The following is a 24,897-nucleotide window of genomic DNA, read 5'->3' as shown; positions in this document are numbered from 1 at the left end:
GGGGGTGCGGGGTAGGTGTTGGGGGCGTACGGATCCGTGGCGTACGACGCCGCGTCGTATGCCTGCGCGGGGCCCTGGGACCAGCTGGGCGGTGGCGGGCTGTCGCCCTGGACCGGCGCGAGTCGGGTCGTCGGCGGGTCCTCCGCCGGGCCGTGTGATGGCGGTGGCCCGAAGGCATCCCAGCTGGACGCCGGTCTGTCGGACGGTCTCGGATCCACGTGGCTCCCTGGACGGATCTTTCGCGCACCCGGTGCGCAGGTATTCGGACAGCGCTCGAACGCGCGGAAGTGTCACAGGGCGGCCGCTCTAGAGTGGTCCGCATGGCGAAGAAGCTCGTGATCAAGGTGACGGCGGGGGCGGACGCGCCCGAGCGGTGCTCGCAGGCGTTCACGGTGGCGTCCGTGGCGGCGGCCAGCGGTGTCGAGGTGTCGCTGTGGCTGACCGGGGAGTCGTCGTGGTTCGCGCTGCCAGGGCGGGCCGCGGAGTTCGAGCTGCCGCATGCGGCGCCGCTGCCGGATCTGATCGAGGCGGTCCAGGCGGCCGGGCAGATCACGCTGTGCACCCAGTGCGCGGCCCGGCGCGAGATCACCGAGAAAGACGTGCTCGAGGGCGTACGGATCGCCGGCGCCCAGGTCTTCGTCAGCGAGATCATGGCGGACGGCGTGCAGGCGCTCGTCTACTGAGGCGGGCGTACCGTGGAGGTATGAGGGGATTCGACCTCGACCCTCGCGTACCGCGCAGCCAGTACCGGCGGCGCCGGCGCTATTTCGTGCTCATGGGCACGGCCGTGGGCCTGTTCGCCGTGGCGGGGTTCTTCGTGTACCGCTGGTCCGTCCCGCTCGCCGTCGCGATGTGCGTCGTAGCGGCGCTCATCCCACCCCTCGCCGCCATCACCGGGAACCGGTGGGAGAAGGACGACAAGTGGTGGGACGAGCTCTGAAAAGGCGTTCCTCGAACATCAGTTGAATGATCCTCCTAGGCTGACCGCATCCCTGCGCCCACGAGAGGCTTCATCCTGATGATCGACAGCATTGGTGTGGTTCCGCTCTACGTCCAGGACCAGGACCTATACGTCGACTTCTACGTCAACAAGCTCGGCTTCGAGCTGCGCTTCGACAAGGAAGTCCGCCCAGGGCTGCGCTGGATAGAGGTCGGGCTGCCGGGTCAGCACGCCAACATCGGCATCCTGTCGGCGGCGGCCAACCCGGACAGACCCGCCCTCACCAACTGGGCGACGCTGCACACCACCGACCTCACCAAGACCCGCGCGGAGCTCATCGCCCGCGGCGTCGAGGTCGGCGAGCCGATCCCCGCGCCCTGGGGGCCGTTCGCGATGGTGACCGACCCGGAGGGCAACGAGTTCATCCTCGCCGAGGTGCCGCTGTAGCGGCGATCTGGAGGCCGAGGACGGACTCGGTGTGGCGGTGGGTCTCGTCCTCCAGATAGCGGTGGAGATACGGGACCCGCCGCGCCGCGTCCACGGTGAAGCGGGCCGCGATGGCGGCACGCATGGCGCGTCCCGTGTGGTAGTCGCCGTGGCGCTCCCGCCAGCGCGGGAGCGAACCCGGGGTGCCGAAGAAGGCGTCCGCGATCCGGTCGTTGGCCGCTTCGTGGGCGAACTCGTCGATGATGAGGCGGCCGCCCGGCTTGAGCAGTGCCCGGGCTCGTTCCAGGGCCCGCTCCAGGCTGTGCACGTGGTGCAGCGACAGCGAGAAGATGACGGCGTCGAAGGGCTCGTCCTCGTACGTGCAGATGTCGGCCACCCGCACCAGCGGGCTCCGCAGCGCCGGGTCCACGTCGATCGCGGTCACGGCGTAACCCCGCTCGATGAGCCGGGCGGCCAGCGCGCCGTCGCCGCAGCCGGCGTCCAGGATGCGGGCGGGGGCCGGTGGGAGGCTGTGCTCGATGAAGTCCATGCCCTTAGCGTCGGGTTGGGCAGCCATGCGCACAACTGCAGGTCTTGCATGCCACGTATAAGCTCAACGCATGCTGGATACCTGGGCGTTGCGGGTGCTGGTCGAGGTGGGCGAGCGCGGCTCCTTCTCCGCCGCCGCCGAGGCGCTGACGATGACGCAGCCGGCCGTCTCCCGGCAGATCGCGGGGCTCGAACGCAAGCTGGGCATCGAGCTGTTCCGCCGGGTGCCGCGCGGCATCGAGCCCACGGCCGCCGGCCAGGTGGCGCTGGAGCAGGCGCGCGGCATTCTCGACCGGATCGGCGCGCTGGAGGTCCGGATGGGGGCGTTCGCCGGGCTGCGGTCGGGGCGGGTGCGCGTCGCCGCCTTCCCCAGCGCCAATACGGCGTTCGTGCCGGCCGCCATCCGGCGCTTCCGGGACGCCCATCCGGGCATCGAGGTCGGCCTGGTGCAGGAGGGCCCGGACGCGATCCACGCCGGGCGGGTCGACGTCGTGCTGGTCACCGACTGGGACGAGGTGGATGGGGACGTCGACCTGGTGCCGCTGCTGGACGAGGAGCTGCGGGTGGCCCTGCCCGTACGCCATCCGCTCGCCCGCCGCCCGAAGGTGCCGCTGCGCGAACTGCGCGACGAGACCTGGATCGAGGGGGCGCACCCCGACTGCCTGGGCCCGATCGGAAAGCTGGCGGACGCCCTCGGCGGGCCGCCGCGCATCGGCTTCACCTGCGACGACTGGGGCGGCAAGCAGGCGCTGGTGGCCGCGGGCGTGGGCATCACGCTGATGCCCACCCTCACCGCCCCGGCGGTACGCGCCGACATCGCGCTGTGCGCCACCGCCCCGGCGCTGCCCAAGCGCCGGGTGTACGCCGCCGTCGCCCCGCGCGAGCACCGCACCGCGGCGGCGGGCGCGATGCTGAGCCTGCTGCGCGAGCTGGCGGCGCGGCCCTGACCGGGCGGACCGTGGGACCGTAAAGCAAAACCACGGGCCCGCACCCCCATCGCGGGGGCACGGGCCCGTAGAGCTGCTGAGCCGCCGCCGGCCGTCACACGGCGATGGCGACCTCCGACAGACCGCCCTGCTGGGCGACCACGGTGCGGTCGGCCGTGCCGCCCGGCACCAGGGCCCGTACGGTCCACGTGCCCTCGGCCGCGTAGAAGCGGAACTGGCCGGTCGCCGAGGTCGGCACCTCGGCGGTGAACTCGCCGGTCGAGTCGAGCAGTCGCACGTAACCGGTGATCGGCTCGCCGTCGCGGGTCACCGACCCCTGGATGGTGGTCTCGCCGGCCTTGATCGTCGCCGCGTCAGGGCCGCCTGCCTGGGCTCCACACATATGCTGTCCGTCCTTCTGAAGAGGGGTCCCGATCGGGGGTCTTACTTGCCGGCGCCGATCTCGATCGGCACGCCGACCAGCGAGCCGTACTCGGTCCACGAGCCGTCGTAGTTCTTGACGTTGGTCTGGCCGAGCAGCTCGTGCAGCACGAACCAGGTGTGCGCGGAGCGCTCACCGATGCGGCAGTAGGCGATGGTGTCCTTGGCCAGGTCCACGCCCTCGCCCTCGTAGAGGTCCTTCAGCTCGTCGTCCGACTTGAAGGTGCCGTCGTCGTTGGCCGACTTCGACCACGGGATGTTCGCCGCGCTCGGCACGTGGCCGGGGCGCTGCGACTGCTCCTGCGGCAGGTGGGCCGGGGCGAGCAGCTTGCCGCTGAACTCGTCGGGGGAGCGGACGTCGACCAGGTTCTTGGTGCCGATGGCGTCCACGACCTCGTCGCGGAAGGCGCGGATCGAGGTGTCCTGCGGCTTGGCGGTGTACGTGGTCGCCGGACGCTGCTTGACCTCGGTGACCAGGTCGCGGGAGTCCAGCTCCCACTTCTTGCGGCCGCCGTCGAGAAGCTTGACGTTCTGGTGGCCGTAGAGCTTGAAGTACCAGTAGGCGTAGGCGGCGAACCAGTTGTTGTTGCCGCCGTAGAGCACCACGGTGTCGTCGTTCGCGATGCCGCGCTGGCTCAGCAGCGCCTCGAACTGCTCCTGGTCGACGAAGTCGCGGCGGACCGGGTCCTGCAGGTCGCGCTTCCAGTCGATCCGGATCGCGTTCTTGATGTGGTTCTTCTCGTACGCGGACGTGTCCTCGTCGACCTCTACGACGACGACGTTGGGGCTGTCGAGATTCGCCTCGACCCAGTCGGCGTCAACGAGGACGTCACTGCGGCTCATACTGTTTCTCCTCCGGGGCAGTTGCGGCGGTTCGGTGCGCGGGCGCGCGCAGCGCGCGATGGAGCGCGGATACGGGCGGGGTGCCGGGAACGGGCGGCGGAGTGGACGCGAGCTTTGCGCCCGCAGGTCGCTGCGGCCCGGGCTCAGGCGGCGCGACAGAGCATGGCGGAAACGCGGCACAGGTCGACTGCCCGCCGCTTCGTGAGATCCGCCTGTCGCTGCTTCATGCGCCCGATCGTACGGAGGCGTGGGCGGGTGTGTCACCGGTGTGTCGGATGGTGAGATGAGATCGTCCGCGATGTGGGACAGAATGGGGGGTCGATGGCGCACTTTGCGGCCTTGTGGCCGCGGGGGCGGGTCGTCCTGCTGGTTGCTGGACGCGCGGGTCTCACGATTCGGTACGACCCGGTAGCCGGCCCGTCAGCCGGCCAGGCGCACGTTCTCGCCGGTCAGCTCGACGCTGACGCCGTCGACGGTGGCGGTGACGGCGCCCAGCTCGATGCCCTCGGGCAGGCCGTCGACCTGCTGCGTCACATCCACCGACCGGCGCACCCGCTCCTCGCCGCCGGGCAGTCGCGCCGCCTCCGGCGGCACCTCGTCGGCGCGCACCCGGACGGTGTCGCCGCCGCTGGTGGTGACGGTGGACAGGACGGTGCCCTCCCGGCCGGTGCCCAGGGTGTCGCCGTCCGCGGTGACCTTCACCTTGCCGCCGCCGCCGTAGGAGATCTTGACGCCCTGCTTGCCCGCGGCCTTGGTCAGCGCGTCGTAGCCGATGAGGGCGGTGCCCTCGGTGCTGGCGGCGGTGGCGCTGGCGTAGTCGCTGCCGACGGTGACGCCGGTGAACCGCGCGCTCAGCTCGGAGATGGTGATCTTGTCGCTGCCGCCGGCGGCGCCGGCCTCCACGCCGGTCATCCGGACGTCGATGTGGTCCAGCTCCTTCTGCGCCACCTGGGTCAGGAACGGGAAGCCCTTGATCAGCACATCGGTGTTCCCGGCGAGCCCGTGCAGGGACTGGATCTTCTCGGCCGCCTTGTCCTCGGCGAACTTGACCGCGATGCGGTCGGCGGCGACGAAGATGAGACTGAAGACGGCGAAGAGAACGAGAAGTATTCGCAGTGCGCGCATGGTGGTGTCAGGCCCCCGGTCGGGTAAAGCGTCAAGCGGTGGCCTGGAACCCTAGCCGACCGAGTCCGAACTCGCGTCTGCGCCCCGACGCCCGGCACGCACCCTCGGCGCACGCCGCGACGCGAGTTCGGACTCAGCCGCCTAGCGCGGCGTCTCCTGCAGGTCGACGTCGGTCCCGCCGCCGGTGATGTCGATGCCGTCCTTGTCGATGTCCACCGACTTCAGGGTGATGCCGGCCGGGAGGTCGGTGATCTTCCACTCCCAGTTGAGCTGTTTGCGGACGAATGCCGGGAGGCCACTTGTGTTGGTCGCCTTCATCCGGATCGTGTCGCCGCCGTGCACGCTGATGGTGCCGGTCGCGGACTGCTCGCCGATGATCGGGACCTCGACGCCCGCCTTGACCTGCTTGTTGCCGGCGGCGTCGGCGCCGCCGTAACTGACCTGGACGATGCCGCCGGGGATGGCGGCGGAGATGTCGTCGTAGTCGAGGTGGACCTTGCCCTCGGCGCGCTGGGCGCGGGCGCGGTCCCAGTTGTTGCCGATGACGCGCACATCGCGAAGGTCGGCGCGGGCGCTCGCGAGCTTCAGCGGGGCGCCGCCGCCGGTGCCGCTGGTGGCTTGTATGCCGCTGAGGTCGATGGCGACGTGGCCGAACTCCTTGCTCAGCACCTGGGTGAGAAAGGGAAAGCCCTTGATGTCGATCTTGGGCTTCTTCTCCAGCGCGTACTCGCGCTGCACGTCGGACGCCGCACGATCCTCGGCGCGGTTGAGCGCGAAGCGGTCGCCGGCGACCGCCAGGGCGGCGATGATCACCAGGCCGATGAGGGCGTACCTGAGCGCGCGCATGGGGCCGAGCGTACGCGGTCGCCTGGGGCCGCTGTGCGAGGTGGGGATGGTGTGGGGAGCGGGCGTTGCGGAGGGCGCGTTTCGCCCGCGGGGGCAGCGGCAAGGCAATGCTCCATGGCCCCCACGACCGCCACCGCCCACCGCTACCTGACCGTCGACGGAATCCGGGTCTTCTACCGCGAGGCCGGCCCACCGGACGCCCCGGTGCTGCTGCTCCCGCACGGCTACCCGTCCTCGTCCTTCCAGTACCGCGCCCTGATCCCCCTGCTGGCCGACCGCTGGCGGCTGCTCGCTCCCGACTACCCGGGTTTCGGCTACAGCGACACCCCGGACCCGGCGGCGTTCCGCTACGACTTCGACGGCTACGCCGGCTTCCTGGAGCAGTTCACCGAGGCCCTCGGCGTACGGCGCTACGCCCTCTATCTGCACGACTACGGATCGCAGATCGGGCTGCGGCTGGCCATCCGCGCTCCGGAGCGGGTGGCGGCGCTGATCATCCAGAACGGCGACATCTACGAGGACCAGCTCGGCCCCAAGTACAAGACGCTCAAGGAGTACTGGGAGCGGCCGACCGCCGAGGGCCGCAGCCGGCTGCTGGAGGCGGTCACGGAGGACGGCTTCCGCGCGGAGTTCGTCGGCGAGGTCGAGGACCGGCTCGTCGAGCGGATCAGCCCCGACCTGTGGCGGCTGTCCTGGCCGCTGCTCTCCTCCCCCGAGCGGCGGGAGGTCATGGTCGGGCTGATGGAGGGCCTGCGGGAGAACCTGGAGTGGTTCCCCCGGTACCAGGCGTATCTACGGGACCACCGCCCGCCGACGCTGATCGCCTGGGGCCCGCAGGACGGCTACATGCCGGAGGGCGCCGCGCGGGCGTACCTGCGGGACCTGCCGGACGCGGAGCTGCATCTGCTCGACGGCGGGCACTGGCTGCTGGAGACGCACCTGGAGGAGATGGCGGGCCTGATCCGGGACTTCCTCGGGCGCGTGCACGGGTGACGCCGGCCGGCGTGCGCTGCGCTGGGTCGGTGCCCTGCGCCTGCGCCGGCCGGCGTGCCCTGCGTTACGCCAGTGCCCTGCCCAGCAGGTAGATCGCCGGGGTGGCCAGGGCCAGCGGGAGCGTGACGCCCGCCGTCATGTGGACGAAGCGCGACGGGAAGTCGTAGCTCGCCGTCCGCAGGCCGATCAGCGCCGAACAGCCGGCCGCGAGTCCGAGCAGGGCGCCGCCGGTGCCGAGGCCGGTGATCTCACCCGCCGCGAAGCCCGCTGCCGCGGCGGCCAGCGCGGCGACGACCGGTCCCGTTATGGGCGGCAGCGGCACGGCCCGTACCAGCGTGGCGACCGACACCGCGGCGGCGCCGGTGATCACGGCGTCCGGCTCCGCGGCGAGGTAGCCGGCGGCGAGGACGGCGAAGAGGGTGGCGCCGACGGTCGCGGTGAGGGAGTTCAGGCGGTCGTCGGACGGCGTGGTGTTGCGCAGCTGGACGATGATGATCACCAGGGACCACGCCCCGAGCGCACCGAGCCCGACGGCCGGGCCTTGCGCGCGATCGAAGGCGAGCATGCTCGCGGTCGCGGTGATCCCGCCGGCGGCGGCCAGCGCGATGCCCTGGCGGGCGGGCCACATCCCGTTCAACCGGAACCACCCGGCGGCGGTGACGACCTGCAGCGCGGCGACGACCCCGGCGAGCCCGGGCCGCGTATCGAAGGCGGTGGCAAGCAGGAGGAGCAGCCCGATCCCGGCGGTGACCGCGGCGGGCTGCCCACCGGGCCATATGATCGGCGACCGCCCGTCAGCCCGCAGCTCAGAGGCGGGCGGCGCGGGCCGCCGGCGGGCGGGGGCACCGTGGAGCGTGGGCGGCCCCATCTCGCCGTCGGGGCGGAGGCTGCCGGGCGGTGCGATGCCTGCGGCGGCGGGGGCACCGGCGCTGGGGTGGCCGGGGCCCGGAGCGCCCGGATGACCCGTGGCCGTACCGGCCGGGCGGCCAGACTCCACGCCGGGAGGCGGCGGGGTGTCGTCGGTGATGGGCGGCAGGTAGGCGGTGGAGGCGACGTCCGGGGCAGGCGAGTCGTCGGTGATGGGCGGCAGATAGGCCGTCTCGGCCACATCCGGCACGGCGGCGGCCGACGGGCCGGTCGGGGACGGGCTGTGGGGCGACTGGCCGTGTGGCGGGCCGCCGAGGGGCGACCGGCCGTCAGGAGACGGGCCGGTCGGTGACGGGCCGTGGGGCGACTGGCTGAGCGGCGACCCGTCGAGGGGCGACCGGCCGTCAGGAGACAGGCCGTGCGGCGCCGGGCCGTCCGGAGACAGACCATGCGGCGACAGGCTGTGGGGCGACCGGCTGTGCGGCGACCCGTCGACAGGCGACTGGCCGTCCGGAGATACGCCGTGCGGCGGCTCGCCGCCAGGCGTCTGGCGCCTGCGGCGGCCGGTGGGGGCGGAAGTGGGTCCGGTGTTGGTGACCGGGGGCAGATACGCGGTCTCGGCCGCGTCCGGCTCGGCGGCCTGGTGGCCGCCCGGCATCCGTCTCCGGCGCCCGGTCGGTGCCGAGCCGGGGGCATCCGGTAGTACGGCCCCGATCTCGGTCTGCGGGCCGTCATCCGCCTGCGCGGGCCGCTCCCAGCCCTCGGGCCATACGGGCTCGCCCCCGCCGAGCGGGTCGGCTGACGCGAGCGGGTCGGCGGTCGCTGGGACACCGGGTCCCTGGTGGGCGGCGAAGCTGTCGTCCTGCGCCGGCTGCTGGTACGTCCCCGCCGCGAAAGCGCCCGAGTCGAGCGCGCCCTCCGGCCGGTGCTGCTGCGCACCGTCGCCATCCGGCAGGTACGCGGCTTCCGTAAAGGATCCGGCTCCGCCAGCGGCATCCGGGTATACGTGCGCTGGTGCGGCCGGGCTGTCGTGGTGCGGCTGGTACGACGCCCCCGGGAAGGACGCCGAGCCGTGGGCCTCGTCCGCCGATACGGGTGACTGGTACGAGGTCTCGGCGAAGGAGCCCCCGCCGGCTCCCGGCGCTTCGTGCGGCAGATACGCCGTCTCACCGGCGAAAGCCCCCGTCGCATAGCCCGCGCCCTCGCTCGGCTGCGGGCTGCCCTGCTCGGGGACCGGCGGCGGGTATGCCGCCTCGGCGTGCGGCTCCGGGCCCACGCCCGCGTCCCACCCCGGCTGGCCCTCCAGGCCGGTGATGTACGCCCCGGAATCCGGCCCCGTCGCATACGGGTCCTGCCCGCCGGCCACGTCGTAGCCATCGCCCGGCGCCGCAGGCATCCCCTGCCCGGGCACGCCCTGATGCGGGTGCAGATGGGGGTGGGGATGCGGCTGCTGCTCGGGCGCGACCTCGTACGGAAGCGGCGTCTCGTATCCGTACGGCTGCTCGCCGCCGTACGGCGGATCGTGGGGTTCGTTGCTCATCGCGCCCTACCCTCCCGCGAAGGGCGGCAGAACCTCAACCGTCCCCCCGTCCGCCAGTCGCACCGCGGCGTGGTCGCGGGTCCCCACCGGAGCGCCGTCGACCAGGAACGAGCAGCGCAGCAGCACGCGCGCGAACTCCGGCCGGTCGGCGTGCCGGGAGCGGGCCGCCGCGAGCGCGTCGGCGAGCGTGGCCGCGGCGTACGGCTCCTCGCCCGTGCCGGCGGCGGACTTGGCTGCCGCCCAGTACCGGATCGTGCCGGTGGCTGTGGCCGTCATGGCGGGTCCTTCCTGCGATCGGCGCGGCCCCTCGGGGACGTCGGCCCCGAAGGGGCGCCCTCCATGATGCGGCACGGCCCGGACACCGCCGCAGGGTGCTTCGTCACACCCGGCGCCGCGCCCGCCCCCACCGTAGGCTGCCTATGTGCTCGTCCGACTTTTCCGCGTCTTCTTGCGCCCGTACCGGGCCGACATCCTCAAGATCGTCGCGCTGCAGCTCGTCGCCACGCTCGGGACGCTGTATCTCCCCACCCTGAACGCCGACATCATCGACGACGGCGTGATCAAGGGCGACACCGGCTACATCCTCCGCCTCGGCGGCGTCATGCTCGCCGTAACGGTCCTGCAGATCCTCTGCGCCGGCACCGCCGTCTACTTCGGTGCCCGCACCGCCATGGCCCTCGGCCGCGACATCCGCGCCGCCGTCTTCGACCGCGTGCAGTCGTTCTCCGCCCGCGAGGTCGGCCACTTCGGGGCGCCGTCGCTGATCACCCGCACCACCAATGACGTGCAGCAGGTACAGATGCTGTGCCTGATGGCGTTCACCCTGGTGGTCGCCGCGCCGATCATGTGTGTCGGCGGCATCATCATGGCGCTCAACCAGGACGTGCCGCTGTCCTCGCTGCTGCTCGCCATCATCCCGGCGCTCGGGATCCTGGTGACGCTGATCGTGCGGAAGATGCGGCCGATCTTCCGGTCGATGCAGGAGCGCATCGACAACGTCAACCGCATCATGCGCGAGCAGATCACCGGCATCCGTGTGGTCCGCGCCTTTGTCCGGGACGAGCACGAGCAGCGCCGCTTCGGCGAGGCCAGCCAGGATCTTTTCGAGACGGCGGTACGCGGCGGCCGGCTGATGTCGCTGATGTTCCCCTCGGTGATGTTCATCGTGAACATCTCCAGCGTGGCCGTGGTCTGGTTCGCCGCCCACCGCATCGACTCCGGTGCCATGCAGGTCGGCGCGCTGACCGCGTTTCTCTCCTATCTCATGTACATCCTCATGAGCGTGATGATGGCCACCTTCATGTTCATGATGATGCCGCGCGCGGAGGTGTGCGCCGAGCGGATCGACGAGGTGCTGAGCACCGAGACCTCGGTGGTGCCGCCGGCGGAGCCCGTCACCGAGCTGCCCCGCCGCGGGCATCTGGAGCTGCGGGACGTGGAGTTCCGCTTTCCCGGCGCCGAGGAGCCGGTGCTGCGCGATATCGACCTCGCCGCCGAGCCCGGCCGTACCACCGCCGTCATCGGCTCCACCGGCAGCGGCAAGTCCACCCTGCTCGGCCTCGTCCCGCGGCTCTTCGACGTCACCGGCGGACAGGTTCTCGTCGACGGCGTGGACGTCCGCGACCTCGACCCCGCGCTGCTGGCCCGCGCCATCGGCTACGTACCGCAGAAGCCCTACCTCTTCGCCGGCACCGTCGCCTCCAACCTCCGCTACGGCAATCCGGACGCCACCGACGAGGAGCTCTGGCACGCGCTGCGGACCGCGCAGGCCAAGGACTTCGTCGAGCAGATGGAGGGCGGCCTCGAGGCGCCCATCGGGCAGGGCGGCTCGAATGTCTCCGGCGGCCAGCGGCAGCGGCTTTCCATCGCCCGCGCCCTGGTCAGCAAGCCGGAGATCTACCTCTTCGACGACTCCTTCTCCGCCCTCGACTACGCCACCGACGCCCGGCTGCGGGCCGCGCTCGGCCGGGAGACCGGCGAGTCGACGGTCGTGATCGTCGCCCAGCGGGTCTCCACCATCCGCGACGCGGACCGGATCGTCGTACTCGACGAGGGGCGGGTCGTCGGCGATGGCACCCACCACGAACTGATGGCCGGCAATGACACGTACCGGGAGATCGTCCTGTCCCAGCTGACCGAGGCGGAGGCGGCATGAGCGACGCCAAGCAGCCCGCCACCCCGCAGCGCGGCCCGGCCCCCGCCATGGGCCCGGCCCGCTTCATGGGCGGCCAGCCCACCGAAAAGGCGATGCACTTCCGCGGCTCCACCATGCGGCTGCTGCGCATGCTCCGCCCGGAGCGGGGGATCGTCTGCGCGGCACTGGCCCTGCTCATCATCCAGATCGGCCTCGTCGTCATCGCGCCCAAGCTGCTCGGGCACGCCACCGACTACATCGTCGCCGGTCTTGTCGGCCGGCAGCTGCCCGCGGGCACCAGCACCGACCAGGCCGTCGAGGCGCTGCGCCGGGACGGCAACGGCACCCTCGCCGACATGGTCGACCGGCTCGATGTGGTCCCGGGCAGCGGCGTCGACTTCACCGCGGTCGGGCAGGTCCTCGGCTGGGCCGCGCTCGCCTACGCCGTCGCCGCGGCCGCCGGCATCGTGCAGGCCCGGCTGGCGACGACGATCGTGCAGCGGGCGGTGTACCGGATGCGCGAGGACGTCGAGGCGAAGCTGTCCCGGCTCCCGCTCGCGTACTTCGACAAGCAGTCGCGCGGCGAGGTCCTCTCCCGTACGACCAACGACATCGACAACGTCGGGCAGACGCTGCAGCAGACACTCAGCCAGATCGTGATGTCGCTGCTCACCATCGTGGGCGTGCTGGCGATGATGTTCTGGATCTCGCCGCTGCTGGCGCTCGTCGCCCTCGTGACCGTGCCGCTGTCGATCCTGGTCGCGACGAAGATAGGGAAACGCGCCCAGCCGCAGTTCATCGCCCAGTGGAAGACGACGGGCAAGCTCAACGCCCACGTCGAGGAGATGTACACCGGCCACTCGCTGGTGAAGGTCTTCGGGCGGCAGCACGAGTCGGCGGAGATCTTCCGCAAGGAGAACGACGACCTCTACCGGTCGGCGTTCAAGGCGCAGTTCATCTCCGGCCTGATCCAGCCCGCGATGATGTTCATCGGCAACCTCAACTACGTGCTGGTCGCGGTCGTGGGCGGCCTTCGGGTCGCGTCCGGAGCTCTCTCGATCGGCGACGTCCAGGCCTTCATCCAGTACTCCCGCCAGTTCAGCCAGCCGCTCAGCCAGATCGCCTCGATGGCGAATCTCGTGCAGAGCGGCGTCGCCTCCGCCGAGCGCGTCTTCGAGCTGCTCGACGCTGAGGAGCAGGCCCCCGACCCGCAGCCGGCCGAGCACCCGGACCACGTCCGCGGCCAGGTCTCCTTCGAGGACGTCTCCTTCTCGTACGACCCCGAGAAGCCGCTGATCGAGAACCTGTCCCTGTCCGTCAGCCCGGGCGAGACGGTCGCGATCGTCGGCCCGACCGGCGCGGGCAAGACGACGCTGGTCAATCTGCTGATGCGGTTCTACGAGGTGGACCGCGGCCGGATCGTCCTCGACGGCGTCGACATCGCGAAGATGCGGCGCGAGGAGCTGCGCGCCAACATCGGCATGGTCCTCCAGGACACCTGGCTCTTCGGCGGCACGATCGCGGAGAACATCGCGTACGGGGCGCCGGCGGGCACCTCCCTGGACAAGATCGTCGAAGCCGCGAAGGCCACCCACGTCGACCGTTTCGTACGGACCCTCCCCGACGGCTACGACACGGTGCTGGACGACGAGGGCACGGGCGTCAGCGCGGGCGAGAAGCAGCTGATCACCATCGCCCGGGCGTTCCTCGCCGAGCCGGCGATCCTGGTCCTAGACGAGGCGACGTCCTCGGTGGACACCAGGACCGAGGTGCTGATCCAGCACGCGATGGCGGAGCTGCGGACCGGCCGGACCAGCTTCGTCATCGCCCACCGCCTGTCCACGATCCGCGACGCGGACGTGATCCTCGTAATGGAGCACGGGCAGATCGTGGAACAGGGCAACCACGAGACGCTGCTGGCGGCGGACGGCGCGTACGCGAGGCTGTACGAGGCCCAGTTCGCGGCGCCGGTGGCGGAGGAAGCGTAGCGGCTACGCCGCGGTTCACCGCTGAATGATCTGAGGGCTCCGCCCCCAGGCCCCCCGGCTACGCGCGTTCTGCAGCCCATCCCCCGATCCGCTCCAGCAGCTCCTCCGACGCCGCGTTCTCCGCGTGGCCCATGCCCTCCTCGATCCACAGCTCCGCCTCCGGCGCCGCCTCCGCCAGTGAGCGCGGGTGGTCCAGCGGGAAATAACCGTCCTGGTCGCCGTGGACGATCAGGACCGGCGTCGGCGGGATCAGCGGCATCGACTCCACCGGGGACAGCGGGACCGGGTCCCAGCGCTCGTGATGGATGCGGGTCTTCAGGCCGAGCCGCGAGATCACCCGGCCCAGGCGGCGCTCCACCACCCAGTGCAGCCGTCGCATCGGGGCCGTACCCCGATAGAACCACCGCGCAGGAGCGCTTACCGCCACCACTACATCGGGTGATGCTCCAGTGCGCCCCCTGCGCGCCTCCGCCGCGTGCCGGATCACCACGGAGCCGCCCATCGAGAAGCCCACCGTGGCCACCCGCTCATGCCCGAGTGTCCGCGCCCAGGCCACCGCCGCGTCGAGGTCGAGGACCTCCTTGTCGCCCACGGTGGATCGCCCGCCGGACCCGCCGTGCCCGCGGAACGAGAACGTGACCACCCCCGCACGCTGCGCGAACACCTCCGCCGTCCGCCGGATCGCGGGCTTCGCCAGCCGCCCGGTGAAGCCGTGCGCCACGACGATCACCAGCTCGGAGCCGGCCGGCCCCGGGTCGTAGGCGGCCTCGATCGGTACTCCGTCCGAGGCGTGCAGGGTCGCGGTGCGTGCGGGCTCCTGTGAAGGTGATGTGACGCGCGGTACGCAACTGTGATCGGAAGCGGCCTCCGGTACGGAACTCATGTGGGCTATTCTGACTCGCAGAGGATCCGGGCAAGGTTGCCCCCGGGTCCTTTCGTGCTTTCAGGGAGCTTGGACAGAGCGCCTCGGGAGTCGCGAGCAGCAAGCCGTAAGAAGCAGTGCCGCAGACGTCCTCGCGGACAACGAGGAGGAGCCACCGCCATGGGCAAGCGCAGTGACCGACCGACCAGCACGGCCACCGAAGGAGGCCGGCGATGAGCTCTCTCCTGCTGCTGACCAACGCTCTCCAGCCGTCCACCGAGGTTCTCCCCGCCCTGGGGCTGCTGCTCCACAACGTGCGGGTGGCCCCCGCCGAGGGCCCGGCCCTCATCGATACGCCCGGTGCCGACGTCATCCTCATCGACGGCCGCCGCGACCTGCCGCAGGTCCGCAGCCTGTGCCAGCTGCTCCGCTCCACGGGCCCCGGCTGCCCGCTGGTCCTGGTGGTGACCGAGGGCGGCCTCGCCGCCGTCACCGCGGACTGGGGCATTGACGACGTGCTGCTGGACACCGCGGGTCCCGCCGAGGTCGAGGCGCGGCTGCGGCTGGCGCTCGGCCGCCAGCAGATCCCCACCGACGACAGCCCGACCGAGATCCGCAACGGCGACCTGACGGTCGACGAGGCCACGTACAGCGCCAAGCTCAAGGGCCGGGTGCTGGACCTGACCTTCAAGGAGTTCGAGCTGCTCAAGTACCTCGCGCAGCACCCCGGCCGGGTCTTCACCCGGGCGCAGCTGCTGCAGGAGGTCTGGGGCTACGACTACTTCGGCGGTACGCGGACGGTCGACGTGCACGTACGACGGCTGCGCGCGAAGCTCGGCCCGGAGCACGAGTCGCTGATCGGGACCGTACGGAACGTGGGCTACCGCTTCGTCGCGCCGGAGAAGGTCGAGCGCGAGGCCGCGGAGTCAGCGGCCGCGGAAGCCGAAAAGGTGACGAAGGAGGCAGCCCGGGAGTCGGGCCGGAAGCCATAGCCCTTCCGTTATACGCGGGCCAGGTCAGGACCGGTCATCCCGCGTAGACTGCCCGCGTGGCCAAGGTGACGCGAGACGATGTCGCACGGCTCGCGGGCACGTCCACCGCGGTCGTCAGCTATGTCATCAACAACGGACCCCGCCCGGTGGCGCCCGCCACCCGGGAGCGGGTGCTGGCGGCGATCGCGGAGCTGGGCTACCGCCCTGACCGGGTCGCGCAGGCGATGGCCTCGCGGCGTACGGACCTCATAGGCATGATCGTGCCGGACGCCCGGCAGCCGTTCTTCGCGGAGATGGCGCACGCGGTCGAGCAGGCCGCGAACGACCGCGGAAAGATGGTCCTGGTCGGCAATTCCGACTACCGGGACGACCGCGAGGTGCACTACCTGCGCGCCTTCCTCGGCATGCAGGTATCCGGGCTGATCCTGGTCACGCAGGGCCCGAGCGACATCGCGGCGGCGGAGATAGACGCCTGGGACGCGCGGGTGGTGCTGCTGCACGAGCGGCGCGAGTCGCCGGACGACTTCGTGGTCGTGACGGACGACGTCGGCGGCGCGCAGCTGGCCACGCGGCATCTGCTGGAGCACGGGCACCCGTATGTCGCCTGCCTCGGTGGGGTGGAAGGGACGCCGATCGTCGGCGACCCGGTGACCGACCACATCGAGGGCTGGCGGCGGGCGATGGCCGAGGCCGGGATCTCCACGGAGGGCCGGCTGCTGGAGGCGCCCTTCCACCGGTACGGCGCGTACGAGGTCGGGTTGCGGCTGCTGGCAGGGCCCGACCGGCCGCCGGCCGTCTTCTGCTCGACGGACGACCAGGCGATCGGGCTGCTGCGGGCGGCGCGGGAGCTGCGTATCGACGTACCGGGCTCCCTCGCGGTCGCGGGCTTCGACGACGTGAAGGAAGCGGCTCTTACGGACCCGCCGCTGACGACTGTGGCATCGGATCGGGAAGCGATGGCTCGGGCGGCCGTGGAGCTGGTGCTCGACGACGAGGAGCCGCGGGACGCGCCGCGGCGGTCGCGGATCAAGCAGTTCCCGTCGCGCTTGGTGGTGCGGCAGTCCTGCGGGTGCGCGTGAGTCTTTATATCGGGCATACGGGTTTCTGTCGGACCTCTTAAGCCGGTCTCAGGCCGCTCTCATCTTGCGGCGGGATCGTCGTTGTCATGAACGACGACAGGTACCGCAGCAGTGATGACCAGCAGCAGCCCTACTCCGCTGGTGACGGTGTCACCGTGTGGCCGGGGGTGCCTCAGACGCAGGCCGGCGGGGCCGGGATGGTGCCGCCGGCGCCGCCCAGCCCGCCCGTACCGCCTTCGCCCCCGGCGCAGCCGCCGTACGCGGGCTTCGGCGAGGGCGGTGCCCCCGCACCCGTGCCGGGGCCCGAGCCCGAGCCCAGGTCGCGGCGCCGCGCCCGCCGCCCGCTCGCGCTCTTCGCCGCCGTGGCGATCGTCGCCGGTGCCGTCGGCGGCGGCAGCGCCGTGCTGGCGAACGAGCTCACCGGCGACTCCGCGTCCGCGAGCGGCAGCGGGATCGTGTCCGGTTCCAACGCCTCCGCCGGCAGCAGCGGCATCTCCGCCGTCGCGGAGGCGGTGAGCCCGAGCGTCGTCGAGATCGAGGCGGTCACGGGCGCCGGCAAGTCCATCGGCTCCGGCGTCGTCATCACCAAGGGCGGCGAGATCCTCACCAACAACCACGTCATCTCCGGCGCTACGGACATCAAGGTGAAGTTCAGCGACGGCTCCTCCGCGACCGCCGAGGTCGTCGGCACCGATCCCGACCACGACATGGCGCTGATCAAGGCGCAGGGCAAGAACGACCTGAAGCCCGCCACGCTCGGCGACTCCGACGACCTCAAGGTCGGCGACCAGGTCGTCGCCATCGGCTCCCCCGAGGGCCTGTCCGGGTCCGTGACCAGCGGCATCGTCTCCGCGCTCGACCGTGATGTGACCGTGCAGAAGGACCAGGACCCGCAGCAGCAGGACCCGCAGGGGCAGGGCCAGGAGTGGCCGTTCGGCTTCGGCGGTGAGCAGTACAACGGCAAGGTCGGCGGCGACACCACGACGTACAAGGCCATACAGACGGACGCCTCCATCAACCACGGGAACTCCGGCGGCGCGCTGGTGAACATGAAGGGCGAGATCGTCGGGATCAACTCCGCCATGTACTCCTCGTCCAATGGCGGCGGCGGTGACTCGGGCAGCATGGGGCTCGGTTTCTCGATCCCGGTCAACGACGTGAAGAAGAACCTCGACGAGCTGCGGAACAATTGACCTCGTGAGCGAAGCTACGTCTCAATCCCGGATCCTGGTCGTCGACGACGAGCCCGCCGTGCGCGAGGCACTCCAGCGCAGCCTCGGCTTCGAGGGTTACGCGACCGAGCTTGCCGTCGACGGCCTGGACGCGGTGGAGAAGACCGCCGCGTACCGGCCGGATCTCATCGTCCTCGACGTGCTGATGCCGCGCATGGACGGCCTGACGGCGGCCCGGCGGCTGCGGGCGACCGGGGTCACCACGCCGATCCTGATGCTGACCGCGCGCGATACGGTCGGCGACCGGGTCACCGGCCTGGACGCCGGCGCCGACGACTACCTCGTCAAGCCCTTCGAGCTCGACGAACTCTTCGCCCGCATCCGCGCGCTGCTGCGGCGCAGCTCGTACGCCCAGGAGAGCGGCGCGCTCGACGACGACTCCCAGGTGCTGGCCTTCGGCGACCTGCGCATGGACCTCGCGTCGCGCGAGGTCACGCGGGGCGGGCGGGCGATCGAGCTCACCCGGACGGAGTTCACGCTGCTGGAGATGTTCCTGGCGCATCCGCGGCAGGTGCTGACGCGCGAGCAGATCCTGAAGGCGGTGTGGGGCTTCGACTTCGAGCCGAGCTCGAATTCTTTGGACGTGTACGTGATGTACCTGCGGCGGAAGACGGAGGCGGGGGGCGCGTCGCGGCTGGTGCATACGGTGCGGGGCGTCGGCTACGTACTGCGGGCGGCTGACGCCGGGAGCGCGGACCGTTGATCGCCCGGCTCAACCGGCTGCCGCTGCGGTCGCGGCTGGCGCTGCTCACCGCGGCGGCGGTGGCGGTGGCGGTGGCCGCGTGCGCGACGGTGGCGTGGTTTCTGGTGCGGGGGCAGCTGATCTCGTCGCTGGATGACGAGCTGCGGAAGACCCGGCTGAATCCGGAGATGCTCGCCAACCTCACGGCCGACGGACAGTGCGTCGACAAGCTTCCGGAGCGGGAGGGGAGGGTGCTGGAGCTGGCCGAGCGGACGCTGACCGTGCAGACGGTGACCCCGGAGGGGGACCGGTGCGTGATCATCGGTAAGGACTCGCTCCCGGTCGACGACGAGGACACCGACATCGCCAAGGGCGAGCCCACGCAGGTGCTCCGCACCGTCATCGCCTCCGACGGCACCAAGTACCGCGCCCTCACCAGGCAACTGGATGGCTACAGCGCCTCCGTGATCGTCGCCCGCCCTCTCAGCGAGGTCGACGACTCCCTCAACACCCTCGCCATCGTCCTGGCCATCCTGGCCGCCGCAGGCGCCATCGGCTCCGCCGGCGCCGGTGTCGCCCTCGCCCGCGCAGGCCTGCGCCCCGTCGAGCGGCTCACCGGGACGGTCGAGCACGTGGCCGCCACCGAGGACCTCAGCGTGCGCATCCCCGTCGAAGGCGACGACGAAATCGCTCGCCTCTCCCGCTCCTTCAATGCCATGACCGAGGCCCTCGCCTCCTCCCGTGAGCGGCAGCAGCAGCTCATCGCCGACGCCGGCCACGAGCTGCGCACGCCCCTGACCTCGCTCCGTACGAACATCGAACTCCTCGCCCGCAGTGAGGAATCCGGGCGTCCGCTCCCGCCCGGGGACAAGAAGGAGCTCCTGACCTCCGTCAAGGCGCAGATGGCCGAGCTTGCCGCCCTCATCGGGGATCTGCAGGAGCTGGCCCGCCCCGACACCGTGCCTGGCGCGCGGCCTCCGCAGGTGGTCGGGCTGCACGAGATCGCGCAGAAGGCCGTTTCCCGCGCCCGCCTCCGCGCCGCCGACCGGGTCGGTGTCGTAGCCGAGCTCGCGCCCTGGTTCGTACGGGCCGAGCCCGTCGCGCTGGAGCGGGCCGTGGTGAATCTGCTCGACAATGCCGTGAAGTTCTCTCCGGAGGGAGCAGAGATCGAGGTCCGGATTCATCCCGAGAGCGGTGAGTTGACCGTACGCGACCACGGACCCGGCATCCCGCCGGACGACCTGCCGCATGTCTTCGAGCGGTTCTGGCGGTCGCCCGCCCATCGCGGGCTGCCCGGCAGCGGGCTCGGGCTTTCCATCGCCGCGCGCACCGTGCAGCAGGCCGGCGGCGCCATTGAGCTGCGGGCGGCCGACGGTGGTGGCACCCTCGCGTCCGTACGGATTCCGGGCGCGCCCGAGGCGCCGCCCGCCCCGCCGCCCACCGATGCGACCAACGGCATGCCTCGTACGGGTGAGGGTCCGGCGGCGGACTGACCTGATCGGCTATGCCTGGTGCGCATGAGCCGTCTTCACTTCCGCCGCGGCGTGCGCGCCGCGCTCGCCCTGCCGTTCGCCGCCGCCGTCCTCGCCCAGGCTGTCCCGGCCGCCGCGGCCGACCACGACGACCCGCCGAAGAAGGCCGGCAGCCACCTGGTCCTGGCGACGCAGAGCGTCAACGACCCGGACAAGGTCGAGCTGGCCTATCTCACCTGCGACCCGGCGGGCGGCAACCACCCCGGCGCGGTGGAGGCGTGCGCGGCGATCGAGCACGCGGACGGCGACTTCGACGAGCTGCCGGAGACCGAGGCCATGTGCACGATGGAGTACGCGCCGGTCACGGTCCGCGCGTACGGCCACTGGGACGGCAGGATCGTCCACTGGAGCTCGGACGAATACCCGAACGCGTGCGCCGCCAACCTCGCCACCGGCGGCCAGATCTTCAACTACCGGACCGAAGCCCCGGTACTGCGCTAGTCGCTGGTAGCTAACCCCTCCGGTGCCTGCCGCGCGCCCGCCGCCGCGGCAGGTACACCAGGGCCTCCGTCGCGACGTACCGCAGCACGAAGGTGAGCCCCAGCGCCACCGCCGTCGCGGGCAGCACCGGGAGGCCGAACATCGACACCAGCAGCGCGATCAGCGGGATGCGCAGCAGCAGGTCGGCGTTGGCGAGGAGGGCGAAGCGGCCGGCGCGGTCCGCCCAGTGGCGGTGGCCGCGGCGGTCGCGGAAGAGCAGGAACTCCGTCAGGACGAAGTTCCACAGGACGCCCGCCTGGTTGGCCACGATCTCCGCCGGGAGGTAGTGCATGCCGGCGCCGACCAGCAGGTGCAGAGCGCCGAGGTTGGGGAGGAAGCCGGAGGCGCCGATGGCGCCGAAGACCAGCAGCCGGGTGAGCTGGGAGTCCTTGCGCAGCCGGCCGCCCTGCGCGCCCTGCACCACCTGTGCGGCGGGCAGCGCGACGGCGCGCAGCTTCAGCGTCCGCTGGACCTCGGTCTCCTCGTGCTCCTCCAGGGCCGCGAACGCCGTCATCGGCGGCCGCGCAGCCGCAGGCGGAGCGGTACGAGGGCCGATTCCAGCTGGGTCGCGAGGGTCATCTTCGAGGTGCCCTCGGTCCGCTCCTCGAAGCGGATCGGGATCTCCACCCCGTGGTGACCGGCCTGCGCGGCGCGGTACTTGAGCTCGACCTGGAAGCTGTAGCCCGCGCTGTCGAGGGTCGCCAGATCCACCGCGTGCAGGGTCTCGGCCGACCAGAGGTTGAAGCCCGCGGTGATGTCCTTGATGCGGGTGCCGAGGACGGTACGGGCGTAGCGGTTGGCGAAGCGGGAGAGCAGGCGGCGGTGCAGGCCCCATTCCTCGTCCAGCGAGCCGCCGTCCACGTACCGGCTGCCCACCACGAAGCCGGCGCCGGTGGCCTGCGCGGTGCCCAGCAGCTGCGGCACCACATGCACCGGATGGCTGCCGTCGGCGTCCATCTGCACGACGTACGCGGCCCCTTCGGCCAGCGCCCGCCCCATACCGGCGGCGTACGCCCGCCCGAGCCCCTCCTTACCGGCCCGGTGCAGCACGCTCAGCCTGCCGTCGTACTTGGCCGCCAGCTCGTCCGCGAGCTCCCCGGTGCCGTCCGGGCTGGCGTCGTCGACGACCAGCAGCCGCAGCCCGGGAACCGGCAGCCCGAGCACGGCCTCGGCCATGCGCGGGAGGTTCGCCGCCTCGTTGTAGGTCGGCATGACGATCGTGAGCGGGGCATCGGGCACGGTCGGGTACTCCCTCATCAGGTGTGGACCTTGCGGTCGGCGGGCGAGTCCTCGCGGGACGTGCCGGGAACCTCGCGGGTGCGCTTCAGCAGCAGGACCTGGACGTCGTCCAGCTTCTCGGTGCGTACGGCGCGGAAGTCGCGCTTCAGGACGGCGCGGGTGGCCGCGGGCATGTCGTGGAACGGGTTGCCGGGGTCCGACGTGGTCACCACCCACAGCCGGTCGGTCTTCGCCAGGCACTTGGCGGGGCGCGGGCATTCGCCGGCGCCGTACGAGCCGAGCTCCTGCGGTGTGCGGTACAGCAGTACGTCCTTCGGGCGGTCCGCGTCGTCGCGCAGCTCGTAGTCCATCGCCCGCCGCTCGGCGAGCTGGCCGCTGAAGGCGATGCCGTCGCGGGCGCGCCCGTCGTCGCGGATCAGCTCCGCCGCCGCCCGGAAGTCCGGTTCGCCGAGCGGCTGTTCGCGGGCCTCGCGGATGCCGGGCAGCGCCTGGGTGACCAGGGCGGCGAGGGCGGCGCCCGCCAGCAGCCAGCCGATGACCAGCCGTCCCGGGTGGCCGCGGCCCGCCTTCCTGCCGGTGAGCGGCCCTGCCACCCGGGCCAGCGCGACGGCCGCGAGCAGCAGCCACGCCGGGACGGTGAAGAGCAGATAGCGGGGCAGGAAGAGGTGCAGCTGATCGGCGGTGAGATAGGTGACCACCGGCGGCAGCACGGCCCAGGTCGCCAGCGGCAGCGCGTACCGGCCGGCGAAGCACAGCCCGAGCACGCCTAGGCCCATCACCGGCACCGCGACGCCCCAGCCGCCGAAGAGGTCCGCCGGGTAGTTCAGCAGATCGTCGAAGACCGGGTTGTTCCAGGCGATCTGGCCGCTCTGGCCGGACCCTTGGGCGGCCATCGGCAGGACGAAGCACAGCCCCAGCCCGCCGGCCGCGGCGAAGGCCCAGCCGGCGATCACATCGCCCCGCCGCCGGGCATACTCGATCATCAGCAGATGCGCCGCGATGACGGCCATGGACGCCAGGTGGCTCCAGCCGACGAGCGGGATGGAGAGCGTGTACGCGACCCAGACCTTGAACGACGGCCGGTCCAGCGCCCGCGCCAGCAGCAGCGTGGACAGCAGCACCGCGGCCACCGCGAAGGCGTACGGCCGGAACTCCTGCCCGTACCGGGTCACGGCCGGGATCACCGCGAAGGCCAGCCCGGCCGCCATTCCCGCCTGCGCCCCGAAAAGCCGCCGCCCCAGCAGCGCGAGCAGCCCCGCCGAGGCGCCCATGGCGGCGGCGGACGGCACCCGCAGCATCGCCGGGTCGTCGCCGGCGACCATGACCCACAGGTGCATGAGGACGTAGTACGGGGTGAAGACGACGTCGATGCCGCGGATCAGCGAGCCGAGGTCCGCGAAGGACAGCGTGGCCGCCCACCAGGTGGCGTGCTCGTCGCGCCACAGCTGGCGCTGGTCGTTGCGGTGCAGGGTGAGCGCGAGGGCCGCCACCGCCGGGAGCACGAAGCACAGGAACGCGGCGAAGCGGCCGCCCGGTTGCCGCTGCGCGCGGGCCGCGCGGGCGCGGGCGCGCGGGCCCGGCTCGGCTGCCTCCGGGGCCTCGGATGTGTAGGGCTCGGCCATGGTCGTCACCGCTTCACCCACACCCGGTACGCGCCCTCGCCGGCACTCGTGGTGAACGGGAAGACACCGCCCAGGCGATAGCGGTCATTGCCGCGCAGCGCCTTGCGCACCGCCGCGTTCGTCTCCGGCGTGACGCCGCCGTGCAGCACGATCGCGTCGAAGTGGGCGTCGCGCACGGCCGCCGCGTAGGCCTCGGGCCCGTCGAGCTGCTTCCCGGCGCGGGACTTGTAGCTGAAGGTGTACGTGTTCTGCCACTGGGTCCAGGCGGTGACGTCCCGCAGGTAGTACGCCGGGACCTCCTGCTCCTCGACCAGATACTGGCCCTTGCGGTCCACGATCGTCCGCAGATACGCGTTGACCTGCGTGGAGTCCGCGAAGCTGTACTGCTGGTGCGCCTGCACCATGCCGAAGGTCAGCGTCAGCACGTACAGGATGATCCCCAGCTGTGGATGGCGGAAGTGCGGCCCGATCAGCCGGACCAGGCCGAGGCCCGCCATCGGCGCGGCGAAGAGCAGGCCGAAGCCGACGTGCTTGAAGAGCGAGACCTCGGTCTGCAGATGGATCTGGTACGCGGGCGCCAGCAGCGCCGTGCCGGTGAGCACCATCCCGAGCGTGAAGCGGCGCGCCGCCCCCGGCTCGCCGCCGCCGACCCACGGCATTTCGCCCATCCGGGCCCGCGCCGTGTAGGCGAGGGTGCCGCCCAGCGCGGCGAGGAACAGCAGCCCGCCCCAACTGGCGCTGTGCTGCAGCATCTTCAGCGCGTCGTCGCCGCCGTGGGCGCGGTTCGTGGTGGTGCCGCTGATGCCGCCGAGCGGCCCGGAGAGCATGTATCCGGCGGCGAGCAGCCCGGCGGTCCCGGCCCCGAGGAGCAGGCCGCGGGCCAGGCCGCGCGGGACGCGGTGCGGGAAGGCGGTGAGCGCGGCGGCGGCGAGCAGCGTCGGCACGTAGAGGCCCGACGCGTACTTCACCGCGCAGGCCAGCGCGATGGGGAAGGCGGCGAGCAGCACCGCGAGCGGGTGGGCCCGGTCGGTGCGGACGACCAGCCAGAAGGCGAGCGCGAGCAGGAAGATCGCGAGGGCGTCGTAGGTGGCGAAGTTGCCGAGGAAGACGGTGGACTGGACGACGGAGAACAGCGCCGCGGCGCCGAGCGCCGCGCGGGCGTTGAACAGCCGGTGCGCGGTGGCGTAGAGCAGCGCGGTGGCGGCCAGCATGCAGCCGAGGCTGACGAGGCGGACGCCGGTGAGCCCGAAGCGGTCGTCGACGAGCGCGGCGAGCACCGGATAGAGCTTCGGGTGGCCGGAGAAGTAGCCGGCGAAGTCGACCGGCAGCGGCGTGCCGTCGCGGAGGTTGGCCAGCTCGTGGTGGCCCGCGCCGATGTACAGCGCCTCGTCCTGGAAGGCGGTGCCCTTCAGCCGCAGCGACAGCACCGCCTGCACCGCGAGGATGCACAGCAGCAGCCCGCGGCCGACGAGGGTGGCGCGACGCGAGTCCACGCCCCAGGCGGATTCGCGGACTTCGGGGAGCGTGTACGCCGGGGGCGGTGGTGCGGGCTCGGGGGC

25 protein-coding genes and 2 pseudogenes are annotated in these 24,897 nt (G+C 71.8%); 13 read left to right on the top strand and 14 right to left on the bottom strand.

Annotated features, from left to right (window positions below; translation table 11 throughout):
• Window positions 1-218 (bottom strand): annotated as a pseudogene (locus tag G5C51_RS42585) (hypothetical protein); the annotation flags it as partial.
• Window positions 219-320: 102 nt separating this feature from the next.
• Here G5C51_RS42585 and G5C51_RS23375 point away from each other — a divergent pair.
• From G5C51_RS23375 to G5C51_RS23365, 3 genes are all read left to right on the top strand, one after another.
• Window positions 321-683 carry a DsrE family protein gene (locus G5C51_RS23375; RefSeq protein ID WP_165240138.1) on the top strand — a complete coding sequence of 121 codons (363 nt, stop codon included), beginning with the start codon at window positions 321-323 and terminating at the stop codon, window positions 681-683.
• Between the two features lie 20 nt (window positions 684-703).
• Window positions 704-940: a DUF3099 domain-containing protein gene (locus G5C51_RS23370; protein WP_165240137.1), complete on the top strand. Its 237-nt coding sequence runs from the start codon at window positions 704-706 to the stop codon at window positions 938-940.
• A gap of 78 nt (window positions 941-1,018) precedes the next feature.
• Complete coding sequence (locus G5C51_RS23365; RefSeq protein WP_165240136.1) at window positions 1,019-1,387, top strand: VOC family protein; 369 nt, start codon at window positions 1,019-1,021, stop codon at window positions 1,385-1,387.
• Here the strand turns inward: G5C51_RS23365 and G5C51_RS23360 are convergent.
• On the bottom strand, window positions 1,362-1,943 hold the full coding sequence (locus tag G5C51_RS23360) for a class I SAM-dependent methyltransferase (RefSeq protein WP_165240135.1): 582 nt from the start codon (window positions 1,941-1,943) through the stop codon (window positions 1,362-1,364). The two genes, G5C51_RS23365 and G5C51_RS23360, sit on opposite strands and share 26 nt — an antisense overlap.
• A gap of 43 nt (window positions 1,944-1,986) precedes the next feature.
• On the opposite strand from G5C51_RS23360, the gene G5C51_RS23355 reads away from it, so the two are divergent.
• Window positions 1,987-2,862 carry a LysR family transcriptional regulator gene (locus G5C51_RS23355; RefSeq protein WP_165240134.1) on the top strand — a complete coding sequence of 292 codons (876 nt, stop codon included), beginning with the start codon at window positions 1,987-1,989 and terminating at the stop codon, window positions 2,860-2,862.
• Between the two features lie 94 nt (window positions 2,863-2,956).
• Here the strand turns inward: G5C51_RS23355 and G5C51_RS23350 are convergent, their stop codons facing one another.
• From G5C51_RS23350 to G5C51_RS23335, 5 genes are all read right to left on the bottom strand, one after another.
• Complete coding sequence (locus tag G5C51_RS23350; RefSeq protein ID WP_165240133.1) at window positions 2,957-3,244, bottom strand: DUF1416 domain-containing protein; 288 nt, start codon at window positions 3,242-3,244, stop codon at window positions 2,957-2,959.
• Between the two features lie 41 nt (window positions 3,245-3,285).
• Window positions 3,286-4,125 (bottom strand): sulfurtransferase, encoded by an 840-nt coding sequence (locus G5C51_RS23345; RefSeq protein WP_165240132.1) that lies wholly within the window; start codon window positions 4,123-4,125, stop codon window positions 3,286-3,288.
• Window positions 4,126-4,268: 143 nt separating this feature from the next.
• A complete protein-coding gene (locus G5C51_RS44325) occupies window positions 4,269-4,352 on the bottom strand; it encodes a putative leader peptide (protein WP_420000423.1) in 84 nt (27 codons plus the stop codon).
• Between the two features lie 193 nt (window positions 4,353-4,545).
• Complete coding sequence (locus tag G5C51_RS23340; protein ID WP_165240131.1) at window positions 4,546-5,250, bottom strand: LmeA family phospholipid-binding protein; 705 nt, start codon at window positions 5,248-5,250, stop codon at window positions 4,546-4,548.
• A gap of 141 nt (window positions 5,251-5,391) precedes the next feature.
• Window positions 5,392-6,096: an LmeA family phospholipid-binding protein gene (locus G5C51_RS23335; protein WP_165240130.1), complete on the bottom strand. Its 705-nt coding sequence runs from the start codon at window positions 6,094-6,096 to the stop codon at window positions 5,392-5,394.
• 114 nt (window positions 6,097-6,210) lie between these two features.
• Here G5C51_RS23335 and G5C51_RS23330 point away from each other — a divergent pair, with 114 nt between their 5' ends.
• On the top strand, window positions 6,211-7,089 hold the full coding sequence (locus G5C51_RS23330) for an alpha/beta fold hydrolase (protein ID WP_165240129.1): 879 nt from the start codon (window positions 6,211-6,213) through the stop codon (window positions 7,087-7,089).
• 64 nt (window positions 7,090-7,153) lie between these two features.
• Here G5C51_RS23330 and G5C51_RS23325 read toward each other — a convergent pair whose 3' ends face one another.
• Both G5C51_RS23325 and G5C51_RS23320 read right to left on the bottom strand, forming a co-directional pair.
• On the bottom strand, window positions 7,154-9,496 hold the full coding sequence (locus G5C51_RS23325) for a hypothetical protein (protein WP_165240128.1): 2,343 nt from the start codon (window positions 9,494-9,496) through the stop codon (window positions 7,154-7,156).
• 6 nt (window positions 9,497-9,502) lie between these two features.
• A complete protein-coding gene (locus tag G5C51_RS23320) occupies window positions 9,503-9,772 on the bottom strand; it encodes a MoaD/ThiS family protein (RefSeq protein WP_165240127.1) in 270 nt (89 codons plus the stop codon).
• Between the two features lie 145 nt (window positions 9,773-9,917).
• Here G5C51_RS23320 and G5C51_RS23315 point away from each other — a divergent pair, with 145 nt between their 5' ends.
• Both G5C51_RS23315 and G5C51_RS23310 read left to right on the top strand, forming a co-directional pair.
• Window positions 9,918-11,651, top strand: coding sequence for an ABC transporter transmembrane domain-containing protein (locus G5C51_RS23315; RefSeq protein WP_165240126.1), 1,734 nt, complete (start codon window positions 9,918-9,920; stop codon window positions 11,649-11,651).
• Window positions 11,648-13,618, top strand: coding sequence for an ABC transporter ATP-binding protein (locus G5C51_RS23310; RefSeq protein ID WP_240929874.1), 1,971 nt, complete (start codon window positions 11,648-11,650; stop codon window positions 13,616-13,618). Before G5C51_RS23315 ends, G5C51_RS23310 begins: the two co-directional genes overlap by 4 nt.
• 58 nt (window positions 13,619-13,676) lie before the next feature.
• Here the strand turns inward: G5C51_RS23310 and G5C51_RS23305 are convergent, their stop codons facing one another.
• Entirely contained in the window at window positions 13,677-14,501 is an 825-nt protein-coding gene (locus G5C51_RS23305) for an alpha/beta hydrolase (RefSeq protein ID WP_165240125.1), read from the bottom strand.
• Window positions 14,502-14,713: 212 nt separating this feature from the next.
• Here G5C51_RS23305 and G5C51_RS23300 point away from each other — a divergent pair, with 212 nt between their 5' ends.
• The 6 genes from G5C51_RS23300 (at window position 14,714) to G5C51_RS23275 (ending at window position 20,438) form a co-directional block, all read left to right on the top strand.
• A complete protein-coding gene (locus tag G5C51_RS23300; protein WP_165240124.1) occupies window positions 14,714-15,472 on the top strand; it encodes a response regulator transcription factor in 759 nt (252 codons plus the stop codon).
• Window positions 15,473-15,528: 56 nt separating this feature from the next.
• Window positions 15,529-16,551 (top strand): substrate-binding domain-containing protein, encoded by a 1,023-nt coding sequence (locus G5C51_RS23295; protein WP_165240123.1) that lies wholly within the window; start codon window positions 15,529-15,531, stop codon window positions 16,549-16,551.
• A gap of 86 nt (window positions 16,552-16,637) precedes the next feature.
• Window positions 16,638-17,744, top strand: coding sequence for a S1C family serine protease (locus G5C51_RS23290; protein WP_165240122.1), 1,107 nt, complete (start codon window positions 16,638-16,640; stop codon window positions 17,742-17,744).
• A gap of 4 nt (window positions 17,745-17,748) precedes the next feature.
• Window positions 17,749-18,486, top strand: a complete 738-nt coding sequence (locus G5C51_RS23285; protein WP_338118274.1) for a response regulator transcription factor — start codon at window positions 17,749-17,751, stop codon at window positions 18,484-18,486.
• A complete protein-coding gene (locus G5C51_RS23280) occupies window positions 18,483-19,958 on the top strand; it encodes a sensor histidine kinase (RefSeq protein WP_165240121.1) in 1,476 nt (491 codons plus the stop codon). Before G5C51_RS23285 ends, G5C51_RS23280 begins: the two co-directional genes overlap by 4 nt.
• A gap of 24 nt (window positions 19,959-19,982) precedes the next feature.
• Complete coding sequence (locus tag G5C51_RS23275) at window positions 19,983-20,438, top strand: SSI family serine proteinase inhibitor (RefSeq protein WP_165240120.1); 456 nt, start codon at window positions 19,983-19,985, stop codon at window positions 20,436-20,438.
• A 10-nt stretch (window positions 20,439-20,448) separates the two neighbouring features.
• On the opposite strand, the pseudogene G5C51_RS23270 reads toward G5C51_RS23275, so the two are convergent.
• The 4 genes and pseudogenes from G5C51_RS23270 to G5C51_RS23255 form a co-directional block, all read right to left on the bottom strand.
• Window positions 20,449-20,850, bottom strand: a pseudogene (locus tag G5C51_RS23270) (GtrA family protein); the annotation flags it as partial.
• 137 nt (window positions 20,851-20,987) lie between these two features.
• Window positions 20,988-21,734: a polyprenol monophosphomannose synthase gene (locus tag G5C51_RS23265; RefSeq protein ID WP_165240118.1), complete on the bottom strand. Its 747-nt coding sequence runs from the start codon at window positions 21,732-21,734 to the stop codon at window positions 20,988-20,990.
• Window positions 21,734-23,338: a glycosyltransferase family 39 protein gene (locus G5C51_RS23260; RefSeq protein ID WP_165240117.1), complete on the bottom strand. Its 1,605-nt coding sequence runs from the start codon at window positions 23,336-23,338 to the stop codon at window positions 21,734-21,736. Before G5C51_RS23260 ends, G5C51_RS23265 begins: the two co-directional genes overlap by 1 nt.
• A 5-nt stretch (window positions 23,339-23,343) precedes the next feature.
• On the bottom strand, window positions 23,344-24,897 hold a 1,554-nt coding region (locus tag G5C51_RS23255; RefSeq protein ID WP_240929873.1), incomplete at its 5' end, for a glycosyltransferase family 39 protein.

The organism is Streptomyces coryli, assembly GCF_011044975.1.
Lineage (GTDB): Bacteria > Actinomycetota > Actinomycetes > Streptomycetales > Streptomycetaceae > Streptomyces > Streptomyces coryli.
The sequence above is the reverse complement of the archived record's forward strand: the minus strand, read 5'-3'. Positions and strand labels throughout refer to the sequence as shown.